A 13861-nucleotide genomic window follows, 5' to 3' on the forward strand; every position below is an offset into this window, starting at 1 on the left:
CCTCAGCCTCACGTCTCGATCTTCACATACTCGAAATCGCCCGGCTTGTTGTCGATACCCACCTTCGGCGGCGAGATCCAGGAGGCGTATTTGCCGGTCTCGGTGACGGGCTGCATCAGCGAGGTGATGAAGTCGCCGTCGGCGGTCGAGGGCAGCCACTCGTCCTTGCGCCTGGCCCAGGTGGCATCGTCGATCAAAAGACCATCAGGGGTTGCGTGCACGTCCTTGAACTCGCCGATATGGCGGTGGAAGGCAACGTTGGGCAGCTTGAGCTGGAAGTCGTAGCCCGCGGTCGAGATCACCTTGTTCCAGCGCAGCATGCCCTTGACGCAATCCTGGCTGTAATCGTCGCGCAGGCGCATGTTGAGCGCGGTGAGCGCCGGCTCGTCAACCAGCTTGATCTCGCCGTTGATGAACTTGAGCACCGGGTAGGTCGCGTTCTTGAGCTGGTGGTCGTCGTCGATCTGGGTTTCGTGATAGCGGCCCTTGATGCCGGTGTTGAAGGCGTTGGCCGCGTTGGTCGAGACTTCCGAGCCGAACAGATCAAGCGACAGCGTATAGTGCAGGTTCAGCTTCTTCTGGATGGTCGGAAGATCGATTACCCCGAGCGCGCGGACCTTTGCGATCTCGGTGGGATCGGTGATGCCGGCTTCGCGCATCGCATCGCAGGTGCGCTGCACGACGCGTGTGATGCCGGTCTCGCCGACGAACATGTGGTGCGCTTCCTCGGTCAGCATGAAGCGGCATGTGCGCGACAGGGGATCGAAGCCCGACTGCGCGAGGCTGTGCAGCTGCATCTTGCCGTCGCGGTCGGTAAAGTAGGTGAACATGAAGAAGGACAGCCAGTCGGGCGTCGCCTCGTTGAAGGCGCCCAGCATGCGCGGCGCGTCGGCATCGCCGGAGCGGCGGCGCAGCAAATCGTCGGCCTCTTCACGGCCGTCTCGGCCAAAATACTTTTGCAGCAGGTAGACCATCGCCCAGAGGTGACGGCCCTCCTCGACATTGACCTGGAACAGATTGCGCATGTCGTAGAGCGAAGGCGCGGTCTTGCCGAGATGGCGCTGCTGCTCGACCGAGGCCGGCTCGGTGTCGCCCTGGATCACGATCAGGCGGCGCAGAAGTGCGCGATATTCGCCGGGGACTTCCTGCCAGGCCGGCTCGCCATAGTGCTCGCCGAACGGCACGACGCGGTTTTCTTCCTGGGGCGCAAGCAGGATGCCCCAGCGATAGTCGGGCATGCGGACGTAGTCGAACTTGGCCCAGCCGCGCGGATCGACCGAATAGGCGGTGCGCAAATACACCAGCGACTCCTGAAAGCCTTCCGGCCCCATGTCGCTCCACCAGTCCATGTAGCCGGGATGCCAGCCTTCGAGCGCCTTCAGCACCTGGCGGTCTTCGGCGAGATTGACGTTGTTCGGAATCTTGGTCGAGTAGTCGACGTTCATGATGTTCATGTTCATGGCCGTGCTCCCTGGTCGGTCTCGTGTCCCGGACGCAGTGCGGCGCGAAGTGCTGCACTGCTGAGCCGGGACCTATTGTTCGGTCCGTCTGGGTCCCGGTTCTGCGCAGCGTCACTCCGTGCCGCAGCGCGCCCGGGACACGATAGCTACACCCGCGTCATATCGAATTTCGGCTTCTGGCCGCTGCCGTAGCGTCGCAGCGCGCCTTCCTCGCCGACGGCGTTCGGGCGCTGGAAGATCCAGTTCTGCCACGCGGTCAGGCGCGAGAAGATTTTCGATTCCATCGTCTCGGGGCCGACGAAGCGCAGGCTCGCTTCCATGCCGGTGAGACTGTCGGGCGAGAAGCTGGCGCGCTCCTCGAGGAACACGCGGACCTCGTCGTCCCAGTCGATGTCGTCGAGCGCGAAGGTGACGAGGCCGAGCTCTTCGGCCTGCTCGGCATCGAGTGTCGTGCCGAGGGTGGCTTCCGCCCGCTCCACGTCGGAGGGATCGGCCTGGAAGCGCGACTGCAGCCGCGTCAGGCCGTGGCTCATCGGATACGGGCCGAAATTCATTGCCGAGAGTTCGATCGACGGCGGCGGGCGATTGTCGCCCTGGCGCGTGCCGATCAGCATGTAGGAGCGGTCGGCTGCAAACACGAGCTCGGCGAGCGTGCCGGCAAAGCACGACCCCGGCTCGACCAGCGTCACCAGCGTGCGGGAGGTGACGTCGATGCGCTTCAGCACACGCTTCCAGTAATGCCTGATCTCGTTGACCAGCCAGTGCGCCTTGTTGGCTTCGAGGAAGGCGTCGGACGCGAGCACATGGGCGCGGTCGCCATGGCTCTTGAACACCAGCATCGCGGTCTCGAGCTCGTTGATGCGCAGATGCAGGATGGCGTCGTCGAGCTCGCGCGCCACTTGCAGCGGCCAGAACGATGCCCCCTGCGCCATCATGCCGTCGATGTCGGCGGGCGGCGCGGTTTCAGGCGCCTTGATCGAGATGGTGGCGATGCGGGCCGTGCGGTCGATATCGACGGTGACGAAGCCGTAGCGAATGCTGGTCTGGTCGATCACGCGCTCAAGCGGAGTGAGCGCGATGCCCTTGCCGCCGCCCTTGCGCTTCGAGGCAGCGGCGAACTCCCTGGCGCGCTCGGCGATTTTGGCTTCCAGCTTCGAATTCGGTGCGATCTCGTCGACGAGACGCCACTGCACGGCGCGCTTGCCTTTCACGCCCTCCTCGATGGTGCAGAAGAAGTCGGCGTGGTCGCGGCGCACCTTGCGCTTGTCGACGACGCGGGTAAGGCCGCCGGTGCCCGGCAGCACCGCGAGCAGCGGCACTTCGGGCAGCGCGACGGCAGAGGCGCCATCGTCGGCGAGGATGATGTGGTCGGTCGCAAGCGCCAGCTCATAGCCGCCGCCGGCGGCCGAACCGTTCACCACCGTGATGAAGCGCTGCCCGGAATTCTCCGAGGAGTCCTCCATGCCGTTGCGGGTCTCGTTGGTGAACTTGCAGAAATTGACCTTGTGGGCGTGGGTCGAGCCCGCGAGCATGCGGATGTTTGCGCCGGCGCAGAACACGCGGTTCTTGGCCGAACGCATCACCACGACCTTCACCTCGGGGTGCTCGAAGCGCAGGCGCTGGACCACGTCAGCGAGCTCGATGTCGACGCCGAGATCGTAGGAATTCAGCTTGAGCAGATAGCCCTCGAACAGGCCCCCGTTCTCGTCGACATCCATGGTCAGCGTCGCGACGTCACCATCGACCGCGAGCTTCCAGTGCCGGTAGCGGGACGGCTCAGTCTGGAAATCGATGAATGTCGCGCCGCCTGCGAGGCGCCGATCTTCCCCGGCCATGGGCCATCCCTATTCTTGTCTTGCTTTATCTCAGATGCACAATAGTGCATCTTCTTGGACGCGTCTAGTCAGTTTCTGCCGATAGATGCACTTTGCTTCATGCTCAGGAGCGCACGATGGCGCTGATCGCGATCCAGTCGGCCTTGGAGGGCTGGGGGCGGCCGAGCTTGGCTTGAAGCTGGGCCGTCAATACCGGAATCGGAAAACTCTCGACGAAGCCATCGCCGGCCGGCGCCGCCTTGCGCGAGGTGAGCGCCCGCAGCTCTGCCAGAGCATCGCCGAACAGGCGTGCGGCCGAGTGCGCCTTCTGCATCCGCAGCCGCAAGTTCGCATTGGCGATCTGGATGCAGGCGCGCAGCAGGATGCGCTCGCGGCCGCCCTGCGGCGCCGCGGCCCACACCGCCTCCAGCACCTCCTGCGATTCCCAGAAATAGCCGCGGTCGTTCAGCGCGAGCCCGTAGCGCAGCGCCGGATGGCGCGCCGGCACGTAGCCGCGAAACGCCGGCGGCACCAGCGCCTTGGCGAGGTCGAGCGTGACGTAGTCGGCGTCGAGCCCGGCGGCATCGCCCGGCACATAGGCCCATTGCGGCCACGGCAAATGGCCGCTCGCCTGCGGCGGCACATTCATGGATGTGCCCCCGCAAGATCATGCGGCGCGTCCCTGGAGTCCCTGATCGTCGCGCAGGGCCGCTTTTGCAAATTGCTCAATAGCGTCAAGCGTCGCCCCCGGCGCTTCACGATGCGGAGAATGGCCCGCGTCCGAAATAATTTTCAAATCTACCGGACAGTAACACTCTTCCTGCGCAATTTCGACCTGCCGCAATGTCCCATATTGGTCATCACCACCTTGCAGGATCAAAATGGGAACGCGGATATAGGCCAGATATTCCGAGATGTCCCAGTCACGGAATTTCGGATCGAGCCAGGCGCCGTTCCAGCCGTAGAAGGCGTTGTCGACGTCCTTGTGCCAGCGCCCGAGCCTGGACTTGAGATCCGTGGTCTCGAAGCTGGTCTTGATCGCAGCGATGGACTGCACGGAAATGTCCTCGACGATGAAATGCGGCGCCATCAGCACGAGGCCCTGCAGCCGGTGATCCTGATGGGCCCCGGCATAGATCGTTGCGATCGAAGCGCCGTCGGAATGACCGAGCAGCAGGCCGCGCTTGAAGCCAATCACGTCAAGGATCTCAGGCAGCACGTCCAGCGCCTCGCGCTGCATGTAGTCGAGCGGCCGCGGCAGGGCGACAGGGCTCGACTGGCCGTAGCCCGCGCGCGAGTAGACTAAGATGCCGGCGGAGGTCGCCTCTCGGAGCTTTTCGGGGAAGTCGCCCCACAGACCGACCGAGCCGAGGCCCTCGTGCAGCATGACGATCGTGGGTGCGTCTGCGGATTCGGGCGCGAGCCATTTGTACTCGAGGCTGGCGTTACCGATGCTGAGGAAGCCTGTGGGGGTGAGGTCGGTCATTTCTTCGCTCTTCTCTCTCCGTCGTCATGCCCGGGCTTGACCCGGGCATCCACGCCTTTCCTCAATCGCGGATGCGCGTGGATGGCCGGGACAAGCCCGGCCATGACGGCTATGACTAATTCGCGCCCTCGCGCAGCTTGAAGCGCTGGATCTTTCCAGTCGCCGTCTTGGGCAAGGACTCCACCACGTCGATCCAGCGCGGATATTTCCACGGGCCGATCTTCTGCTTCACGTGCTCCTTCAGCATCTCCTGCAGGCCCGCCGTCGTCGCGCCCGGGCGCAGGACTACGAAGGCCTTCGGCTTCAGCAATCCTTCCGGATCGGCTTCGGGCACGACGGCGGCTTCCAGCACGGCGGGATGGGTGATCAGCGCACTCTCAACTTCGAACGGCGAGACCCAGATGCCCGAGACCTTGAACATGTCGTCGGCGCGGCCGCAGAAGGTGTAGCGGCCATCAGTGTCGCGGACGTATTTGTCGCCGGTGCGGGTCCACGGGCCTTCAAACGTGCGGCGGCTCTTGTGGCGCTGGTTCCAGTAACCCTCACCGGCGGAGGGCGCATCGACCAGCAGCTCGCCGACCTCGCCGTCGGCGACGTCCTGGCCGGCCTCGTTGACGAGCCGCACCGCATAGCCCGGCACCGGCTTGCCTGACGACCCGTACCTGATGTCGCCGGGCGCGTTCGACAGGAAGATGTGCAGGAGCTCGGTCGAGCCGACGCCGTCGAGGATGTCCACGCCGAAGCGCGCCTTCCAGCTGTTGCCGACCGATTCCGGCAGCGCCTCGCCGGCCGAGGTGCAGATGCGCAAGCTCTTGCCGCCCCGCTCGGCCTTCATCGTCTCGTCGTTGAGCATCGCCGCGAACAACGTCGGCACGCCGTAGAAGATCGACGGGTTGTATCGGTTCATCAGGTCGAACATGCGCGCCGGCGTCGGACGCTCGCTGTTGAGAATCACGGTGGCGCCGACCGACATCGGAAAGGTCAGCGCATTGCCGAGGCCGTAGGCGAAGAACAGCTTTGCCGCGGAGAGACAGACGTCGCTCTCGCGAATGCCGAGCACCTGCCTGGCGTAGGTATCAGCGGTCGCCTGCAGGTTCGAATGGATGTGGCGCACGCCCTTGGGCATGCCGGTCGAGCCCGACGAATACAGCCAGAACGCCGGCTCGTCCGGATGCGTCGCCGCGGTGGTGAACTGGTCGCTTTCGCCAGCGAGCTCTTCGGCCAGCTGCCTGTGCCCGTTCTGCTTGGCGCCGGAGACCACGACATGCTCAAGATCGGGCATGCGGCCGACGACATCCTTGATGACGGGGTAGAGTGCTTCGGAGACGAACAGCACGCGGGCGCGGCAGTCGGCGAGGATGTAGGCGTATTGGTCCGCGGTCAGGAGCGTGTTGAGCGGCACCGGCACGATGCCGGCGCGGATCGCGCCGAGGAACAGCAGCGGGAAATCAACCGTATCCAGCATGATCATCGCCACGCGTTCTTCGCGGCGGACGCCGAGACGGCGCAGCATGTTGGCGACACGCCGCGTCTGTTGCTGGAGCTCGCCATAGGTGAGCCGGGCGACGGTGTCGTCGAACGCGAGCTTACCTCCCCTGCCCTCCTCGACGTTACGGTCGAGCAGCCAGGTCACCGCGTTATAGGATCCCTCGCTCACGAACTTCTCCCCCGGCTTTTAGAATTATAATTCATAGAAAGACACTGCAGCGGCTTGCTGTCAATGTTAGCAGGCATTATGTTTCATTAAAATGCGCCGCAGGAGCTTTTTCAAAGACGGCATTCGTTAAAGAGGCTCATGACCGACAGTCCCGACGCCGAATTCCGATTTCTCGAACAGCTCGGCCGGCGCGTGCGAACCATGCGCGCGCTGCGCGGCATGTCGCGAAAAGTGCTCGCCAAGGTCTCCGGAATTTCGGAGCGCTACATCGCGCAGCTCGAGAGCGGCAAGGGCAACGTCTCCATCGTGCTGCTCCGCCGCGTCTCCGACGCGATGGGCGCGCATCTGGAAGATTTGCTTCCCTCGGCCGATCCGACGCCGGACTGGCAGATGTTTCGCGACCTCTTGCGCAAGGCGACGCCGGCGCAGATCGCACAGGCGAAAGACCTGCTCGCCGGCGGCAGCGCATCCGCGCCGCGGCGCGCGCCGTTCTGCGGCATCGCCCTGATCGGCCTGCGCGGCGCCGGAAAATCCACGCTCGGCCGGATGCTGGCCAAGAAGATCGGCTGGAGCTTTGTCGAGCTCAACAAGGAGATCGAGCAGCAGAACGGGCTTTCGGTCGCCGAGATCATCGCGCTCTACGGCCAGGAAGGCTTTCGCCGCATGGAGCAGGCGGCGTTGCAGCAGCTGCTGGCGCGCAACGAGCTGATGGTGCTGGCGACCGGCGGCGGTATCGTTTCCGAGCCTCTGACCTTCGACCAGATTCTGTCGTCGTTCTACACGATCTGGCTGAAGGCCGAGCCCGAGGAGCATATGGCGCGCGTGCGGCGCCAGGGCGACCTCCGCCCGATGGCGGACGACCGCTCGGCCATGGCGGAGTTGCGCAACATTTTGCTGAGCCGCGAGCCGCTGTACGCGCGCGCGACCGCGGTGGTGGACACGGCAGGGCTGTCGGTCGACGCGGCGGCGGCACGGCTGATCGATGCGGTCCGTCCGGTGCTGCAGAACGAAGCCCGCAGCTTCGGGCTGCGGAGTGTGGCGCTGTAATCCTCGCTGCATCTCAGCCCTCCGCTGTCGTCCCGGACAAGCAAAGCGCAGATCCGGTATCCATATCCACAGGCAGTATTCGTTGCCCGAGCGGGCAACCACGAGTCTTCGCAAAACAACTCCCTGTGGTTATGGATCCCGGATCTGCGCTGCGCTTGTCCGGGACGACGGCAGAATTTGTGGGCGCGCCACAATGTCACTATATCCACACGCAGCAGCAAGCCTTGGGACCCACGATGACCGATAGCGACGCCGCAATCTCCATGTTCGAGCGGATCGGCGGCAGTGCCACGATCGACCGGATGGTCGATCGCTTCTACGACCGGATGGATACGCTGCCCGAGGCCAAGGCGATCCGCGCCATGCATGCGGACGACCTCGGCCTGATCAGGGACGTGCTGAAGCGCTATCTCACCGAATGGACCGGGGGCCCAAAGCTCTATTCTCCCGAGAAAGGCCATCCGCGACTGCGGCAACGGCACCTCGGCTTTGCGATCGGCGATTCCGAGCGCGACGCGTGGCTGCTCTGCATGCGCGGCGCGCTGGAGGAGACGGTCCCGGACCCCGCCGCACGGCAGGACCTCGATCGCGCGATATCGGGCCTTGCCGACTGGATGCGCAACCGGCAGTGAGCGGCGAGATGCGTCTTACGACACGCTGACGGCGCGCATGCGGGGATCTTCGGCAACATCCGGATTTCTCCGCTCCAGCTCCTCGATCATGCCGCGCGCGATCTCCCGCTCGCCCATGATGACGACATCGGCCCCCAGTCCCTTCAAATGATCGACCTCGGCATCCGCATGCGCCCGCGCGATGATGCGGATATCAGGATTGGCAGCGCGCGCCTGCTGCACGATCTGTCCCGCCTCGAACGCTTCGGGGATCGCGATCACCAGATGCCGCGCCCGCGCCGGGTTGGTGGCCTCGAGAATTTCCGGCTGCGCCGCATTGCCCATGATGGTCTCGATGCCGTCCTGCTTCAGCTTCGCCAATATGCTCTCTCCGACCTCAGCAACGAGGAACGGCAGCTGCCGCTGCTTCAACGCGTCGCCGACGAGCGCACCGACGCGGCCATAGCCGATTACGATGGTATGATCGGTCAGCTCCGTGGTTCGAATCGCCTCGGTGACCGCGGCCGGGACCGCAGGTTCTTCGCGCCGCGGGTCGAGACGCGGCGCAAGCCAGGTGGCGGCGGCGAACATCAGCGGGTTGAGCATGATGGAAAGGATCGCTCCCGCCATGATCAGGTCGCGGCCCTCCTTGGGCAAGATCTGCGAGGCGACGCCGAGCTCCGCCAGGATGAAGGAGAACTCGCCGATCTGCGACAGGCTCGCCGAGATCGTCAGCGCCGTGGCGACAGGGTGGCGGAATATCACCACTATCAAATAGGCCGCGAGCGATTTGCCCAGCATGATGATCGCGAGCGTCGCGAGCAGCGGCCAGGGCTCGCGGACCACGCTCATCGGATCGAACATCATGCCGACGGAGACGAAGAACAGCACGGCGAAGGCATCGCGCAGCGGCAGCGATTCCTGCGCGGCACGCGCGCTGAGCGGCGATTCCCGCAGCATCATGCCGGCGAAGAAGGCGCCGAGCGCCAGCGAGACGTCGAACAGCTTGGTCGCCCCGAACGCGACGCACAACGCAATCGCGAGCACGGCGAGACGGAACAATTCGCGGGAGCCGGTATGGGCGATATAGTGCAGGATCCACGGGATCACCCGGCGTCCCACGACAAGCATCAAGCCGATGAACACGACGATCTTGACGAGGGTCAGCATCACGATTCCGGCAAGCCCGAAGCCGGCCTGCGCCGCGAGCGGCTCGAACGCGGGTTTTTCCCCGGCGCCGCCCTGAAGGCTCGCGATCGCGGGAAACAGCACCAGCACGAGCACCATCGCGAGGTCCTCGACGATCAGCCAGCCGACCGCGATGCGGCCGCGATCGGTCTCCATCAGGCGCCGCTCCTGCAGCGCGCGAAGAAGCACGACGGTGCTCGCGACCGAGAGCGCCAGTCCGAACACCAGCCCCGCTGCGATGCCCCAGCCCATCAACCATGCAAGGCAGAGCCCCATCAATGTCGCAGCTGCGATCTGCACGACGGCGCCGGGCACCGCGATCTTTCGCACCGAAAGCAGGTCCTGCAGTGAGAAATGCAGGCCGACACCGAACATCAGCAGGATGATGCCGAGCTCGGCGAGCTCGGTGGCAAGCGCCTGATCGGCGACGAAGCCCGGCGTGAACGGACCGACCGCGACGCCAGCCAAGAGGTAGCCGACGAGCGGCGGTATGCGGAACCGCTGTGCGATAGTTCCGAATACGAAGGCTAGTCCAAGTCCGACGACGATGGTGGCGATGAGAGGTGTTTCATGCGGCATTTTTGCCTTGTGACACAGCGAGCACGCTGGCGCACCGCGACCTGTGCGCGCGGGTCGCAGGCTCACAGCAATTGCGAGCGCACGGATTCCGCGCCATCGCGCAGCAGCGGCAGGAAACGGTCGATCAATTCCTGCGCCGGCACGCGGTCGACATGGGCGCCCATGTTGATGGCGGCGACGATCACATTGTCGTAACGACGCACCGGAACCGAGATCGAGCGGAAATGCGGCTCGGCCTCGCGATCGACCAGCGAATAGCCCTGCGCGCGATCGGCGAGGATGCGCGCGAGCAACGCCTTGGGCTCGGTCACTGTCTGCGGCGTCAGCGCTTCGCGCTTCATCGCTTTCAGGCGCGCGGCGAGATCGGCATCGTCGAGCTGGCCGAGCATGGCGCGGCCGACCGAGGTGCAGAAGGCGGGCAGCCGATAACCGATTTCGAGACCGCCGGAAAACATCCGCGCCGGACTGCTGCGCGCGACGAACACGACATCGTCACCGTCCAGCACCGCGAGCGAGGAGATTTCATTCGCCGCGATCGCGACACGATCGAGCAGTGGTTGCAGGACCGTGACGAGCTGGTTGGAGCGCAGATAGGACGCCGCGAGCGTCAGCACATGCGGCGTCAGCAAGAACAGCTTTCCGTCACCGGAGACGAAGCCGCCACGCTGGAGCGTGAACAGCATGCGCCGCGTGGTGGCGCGCGGCAGATCGGCGGCGCGGGCGAGATCGCTCAGCGTCATCGGACCCGTCGTCGCTCCGAAGCATTGAAGCAGACGCAGGCCACGATCGAGGCTCTCGACGAAATCCGTCGCGCGCTCGTCGGTCTCGCTTCGTTTCAGCTTGGGCATGGTCCTCGGGACAGTCCTGCAAAATAATGCTTGCCGCTAATCCAAGGCATGTCATAATTCGCCCATTCGTTCAATAGGCGAACATTCGCCACTCCACAGAGGATGCACTCGCCATGATGAGCCAGGAGCAGAACGACCTGATCACCCGCACCGGGCCGAAGGATCCCTGCGGCAAGCTGATGCGCAGCTATTGGCAACCGGCGGCGCTGGTTGACGAGCTGGAGGGCGAGCGGCCGATCCGCCCCGTCAAATTGCTCGGCGAGAACCTGGTGCTGTTCCGCGACGAGACCGGGCGCTACGGCCTGATCGACCGCCTCTGCGCCCATCGCGGCGCCGACCTCGCCTTCGGACGGCTCGAGCATGGCGGATTGCGCTGCGCCTTCCACGGATGGCTGTTCGACGCGACCGGCCAGTGCGTCGAGACCCCGGCCGAGCCGAAAGATTCGAAGCTCTGCCAGAACATCCGCCAGCGCTCATACCCGGTGGTGGAGAAGAGCGGCATCCTCTGGGCGTATCTTGGCGAGGGCGAACCGCCGGCATTCCCGGAGATCGACTGCTTCGTCGCGCCCGGCACACACACCTTTGCGTTCAAGGGCCACATGGCCTGCAACTGGTTGCAGGCGCTGGAAGTCGGCATCGACCCCGCGCACGCGTCCTATCTGCATCGCTTCTTCGAGGACGAGGACACGTCCACGGCCTATGGCAAACAGTTCCGCGGCGCCTCCGCCGGCAGCGACCTGCCGATGACCAAGATCCTGCGCGAATACGACCGCCCGATCATCAATGTCGAGCACACCGAATATGGCCTCAGGCTGATCGCGCTGCGCGAGATCGACGAAGAACGCACCCATGTGCGCGTCACCAACCAGCTGTTCCCGCACGCTTTCGTCATCCCCATGAGCACGGAGATGACGATCACGCAGTGGCACGTGCCGGTCGACGACGAGAACTGCTACTGGTACGCCATCTTCACCAGCTATGCAGCGCCGGTCGACAAGAAGAAGATGCGTGAGCAGCGGCTCGAGCTCTACGAGCTGCCCGACTACAAATCGCGCAAGAACAGCGGCAACAATTACGGCTTCGATCCGCACGAGCAGCAGACCGCGACCTATACCGGCATGGGCAACGACATCAACGTCCACGACCAGTGGGCGGTGGAATCGATGGGCGCGATCCAGGATCGCACCAAGGAGCATCTTGGCTCGAGCGACAAGGCGATCGTGCAATATCGCCGCCTGCTGCGGCAGGAGATCGAGAAGGTCGGCGGCGGCGAGAGGCCGATCCTGTTTCTCGACGAGGCCAATGCACGCAGCATCCAGGGGCCGGCAACCATGGACGGTATCGGGCCGACCCGGGGCTGGGAGACCTACTGGATGGAAGTCGACGTCAAGCGCCGCCGCGGCGCGCCTTGGACGGCACCCGTGCCGAAGGAGATCGCGGATAATATACATCGGCTGACGGCGGCGGAGTAAGAGTGACGGCCCATCCTCGTCATTGCGAGCGAAGCGAAGCAATCCAGTCTTTCACCGCGGATGCATTTCTGGATTGCTTCGCTACGCTCGCAATGACGGAGAATGTGGCAGGCGTCGTGCACACATCGAGCATCGGTGACTGAGGAGCAACCATAGTGACTTTCGTCGCGCGTCACGCGCTGTGGTCGGATGAGCAGAAGGACGCCGCAGCGCGCATGCGGCGCATCGTCGAGGAGAGGAATCTCGAGGTCATCCGCCTCGCCTTCCCCGACCAGCACGGCATTCTGCGCGGCAAGACCATCATCGCCGCCGAAGCGATTGCCTCGCTGGAGAGTGGCTGCTCCATCACGACCACCATGCTCGCCAAGGACACCTCGCACCGCACGGTATTCCCGGTGTTTACCGCCGGCGGCGGCTTCGGCATGAAGGAGATGGAGGGCGCCGCCGACGTGCTGATGGTCGCCGACCCCACCACCTTTCGCGTGCTTCCGTGGGCCCCCACGACGGGCTGGGTGCTGTGCGACCTGCATTTCCAGGACGGCCGTCCCGTGCCGTTCGCGACGCGCGGGCTCTATCGCAAGGTACTCGACGAGCTCGGCCGTCGCGGCCACGACTTCGTCGCGGGGCTCGAGGTCGAATTCCACATCTTCAAGCTCGACGATCCGCATATGCGGCCCGAGGACGCCGGCCAGCCCGGCACACCGCCCTCGGTGAGTCTGCTCAGCCACGGCTATCAATATCTCACCGAGCAGCGCTTCGATCAGATGGAGCCGGTGCTGGAGATCCTGCGTCGCGACATCGTCGCACTCGGGCTGCCCTTGCGCTCGGTCGAGGTCGAGTTCGGGCCGAGCCAGTGCGAGTTCACTTTCGCGCCGAAGAAGGGCCTGGAGCCCGCCGACAACATGGTGCTGTTCCGCAGCGCCGTGAAGCAGATCGCGCGCCGCCACGGCTATCACGCCACCTTCATGTGCCGGCCGAAACTGCCGAATTTGTTCGCGAGCGGCTGGCACCTGCATCAGTCGATCGTCTCCCGCGCGACTGGCGAAAACCAGTTCATGACCAAGGACGGCGACGGGCCGCTCAGCGCGTTCGGCCGCGGTTACCTGGCCGGCCTGCTCGACCACGCCCGCGCATCCACATTGTTCACCACGCCGACCATCAACGGCTACAAGCGCTACCGCTCCTATTCGCTGGCGCCGGATCGCGCGATCTGGGGCCGCGACAATCGCGGCGTGATGATCCGCGTGCTCGGCGGCGCCAATGATGCCGCCACGCGTCTGGAGAACCGCATCGGCGAGCCCGCCGCCAATCCCTACCTCTACATGGCCTCACAGATTCTCTCGGGCCTCGACGGCGTCGACCGCAAGCTCGATCCGGGCCCGTCGGCCGACACGCCCTACGAGACCAAGGCGCCACTGCTGCCGAAGTCCCTGCGCGATGCGGTCTCCGCGCTGAAGGACGACCCGTTCTTCCGCGACAAGCTGGGGGCGGAGTTCGTCGACTACTACACCCACATCAAGAATGCGGAGATCGACCGCTTCCTGGCCGAGGTGACCGATTGGGAGCACCGCGAGTATTTCGAGGTGTTTTGAGGGCCCCCTCCATCCGCCGTCATTGCGAGGAGCGAATCGACGAAGCAATCCAGAATCCCTCCGCGGAAAGACTCTGGGTTGCTTCGCTACGCTCGCAATGACGGGGA

The 13861-nt window shown here is 64.6% G+C and carries 11 protein-coding genes; 4 read left to right on the forward strand and 7 right to left on the reverse strand.

Going from position 1 to position 13861, the window contains the following annotated elements:
* Positions 1 to 8 precede the first annotated feature (8 nt).
* The 5 genes from boxB to FNV92_RS33515 all read right to left on the reverse strand — a co-directional run bounded on the left by boxB (position 9) and on the right by FNV92_RS33515 (position 6417).
* Entirely contained in the window at positions 9 to 1460 is a 1452-nt protein-coding gene (gene boxB, locus FNV92_RS33495; RefSeq protein ID WP_143842879.1) for a benzoyl-CoA 2,3-epoxidase subunit BoxB, read from the reverse strand.
* A 146-nt stretch (positions 1461 to 1606) separates the two neighbouring features.
* A complete protein-coding gene (gene boxC / locus FNV92_RS33500) occupies positions 1607 to 3295 on the reverse strand; it encodes a 2,3-epoxybenzoyl-CoA dihydrolase (protein ID WP_143842878.1) in 1689 nt (562 codons plus the stop codon).
* Positions 3296 to 3398: 103 nt separating this feature from the next.
* Positions 3399 to 3923: a DUF309 domain-containing protein gene (locus FNV92_RS33505; protein WP_143842877.1), complete on the reverse strand. Its 525-nt coding sequence runs from the start codon at positions 3921 to 3923 to the stop codon at positions 3399 to 3401.
* An 18-nt stretch (positions 3924 to 3941) separates the two neighbouring features.
* Positions 3942 to 4760, reverse strand: a complete 819-nt coding sequence (locus tag FNV92_RS33510; protein ID WP_143842876.1) for an alpha/beta fold hydrolase — start codon at positions 4758 to 4760, stop codon at positions 3942 to 3944.
* A gap of 115 nt (positions 4761 to 4875) precedes the next feature.
* A complete protein-coding gene (locus FNV92_RS33515; protein ID WP_143842875.1) occupies positions 4876 to 6417 on the reverse strand; it encodes a benzoate-CoA ligase family protein in 1542 nt (513 codons plus the stop codon).
* Between the two features lie 138 nt (positions 6418 to 6555).
* Between FNV92_RS33515 and FNV92_RS33520 the strand changes: the two genes are divergently transcribed.
* Positions 6556 to 7464, forward strand: coding sequence for a helix-turn-helix transcriptional regulator (locus tag FNV92_RS33520; protein ID WP_143842874.1), 909 nt, complete (start codon positions 6556 to 6558; stop codon positions 7462 to 7464).
* 236 nt (positions 7465 to 7700) lie between these two features.
* Complete coding sequence (locus FNV92_RS33525) at positions 7701 to 8096, forward strand: group II truncated hemoglobin (RefSeq protein WP_143842873.1); 396 nt, start codon at positions 7701 to 7703, stop codon at positions 8094 to 8096.
* A 15-nt stretch (positions 8097 to 8111) separates the two neighbouring features.
* On the opposite strand, the gene ybaL is transcribed toward FNV92_RS33525, so the two are convergent.
* A complete protein-coding gene (gene ybaL, locus FNV92_RS33530) occupies positions 8112 to 9842 on the reverse strand; it encodes a YbaL family putative K(+) efflux transporter (protein WP_143842872.1) in 1731 nt (576 codons plus the stop codon).
* Between the two features lie 62 nt (positions 9843 to 9904).
* Positions 9905 to 10690, reverse strand: coding sequence for an IclR family transcriptional regulator domain-containing protein (locus FNV92_RS33535; RefSeq protein WP_143842871.1), 786 nt, complete (start codon positions 10688 to 10690; stop codon positions 9905 to 9907).
* 113 nt (positions 10691 to 10803) lie between these two features.
* Between FNV92_RS33535 and FNV92_RS33540 the strand changes: the two genes are divergently transcribed.
* Both FNV92_RS33540 and FNV92_RS33545 read left to right on the forward strand, forming a co-directional pair.
* Complete coding sequence (locus FNV92_RS33540) at positions 10804 to 12162, forward strand: aromatic ring-hydroxylating dioxygenase subunit alpha (RefSeq protein WP_143842870.1); 1359 nt, start codon at positions 10804 to 10806, stop codon at positions 12160 to 12162.
* 155 nt (positions 12163 to 12317) lie between these two features.
* Positions 12318 to 13754, forward strand: a complete 1437-nt coding sequence (locus FNV92_RS33545; RefSeq protein ID WP_143842869.1) for a glutamine synthetase family protein — start codon at positions 12318 to 12320, stop codon at positions 13752 to 13754.
* Positions 13755 to 13861: the final 107 nt, after the last annotated feature.

The sequence above is a fragment of the Bradyrhizobium cosmicum genome, assembly GCF_007290395.2.
GTDB classification, from domain to species: Bacteria; Pseudomonadota; Alphaproteobacteria; order Rhizobiales; family Xanthobacteraceae; genus Bradyrhizobium; species Bradyrhizobium cosmicum.

What these genes read in the sequence shown, in the direction of transcription:
- FNV92_RS33540 (WP_143842870.1), top strand. Translation starts at nt 10,804, where the DNA reads ATGATGAGCCAGGAGCAGAACGACCTGATCACCCGCACCGGGCCGAAG.
- boxC (WP_143842878.1), bottom strand. Translation starts at nt 3,295, where the DNA reads ATGGCCGGGGAAGATCGGCGCCTCGCAGGCGGCGCGACATTCATCGAT.
- ybaL (WP_143842872.1), bottom strand. Translation starts at nt 9,842, where the DNA reads ATGCCGCATGAAACACCTCTCATCGCCACCATCGTCGTCGGACTTGGA.
- FNV92_RS33520 (WP_143842874.1), top strand. Translation starts at nt 6,556, where the DNA reads ATGACCGACAGTCCCGACGCCGAATTCCGATTTCTCGAACAGCTCGGC.
- FNV92_RS33510 (WP_143842876.1), bottom strand. Translation starts at nt 4,760, where the DNA reads ATGACCGACCTCACCCCCACAGGCTTCCTCAGCATCGGTAACGCCAGC.
- FNV92_RS33535 (WP_143842871.1), bottom strand. Translation starts at nt 10,690, where the DNA reads ATGCCCAAGCTGAAACGAAGCGAGACCGACGAGCGCGCGACGGATTTC.
- FNV92_RS33505 (WP_143842877.1), bottom strand. Translation starts at nt 3,923, where the DNA reads ATGAATGTGCCGCCGCAGGCGAGCGGCCATTTGCCGTGGCCGCAATGG.
- FNV92_RS33525 (WP_143842873.1), top strand. Translation starts at nt 7,701, where the DNA reads ATGACCGATAGCGACGCCGCAATCTCCATGTTCGAGCGGATCGGCGGC.
- boxB (WP_143842879.1), bottom strand. Translation starts at nt 1,460, where the DNA reads ATGAACATGAACATCATGAACGTCGACTACTCGACCAAGATTCCGAAC.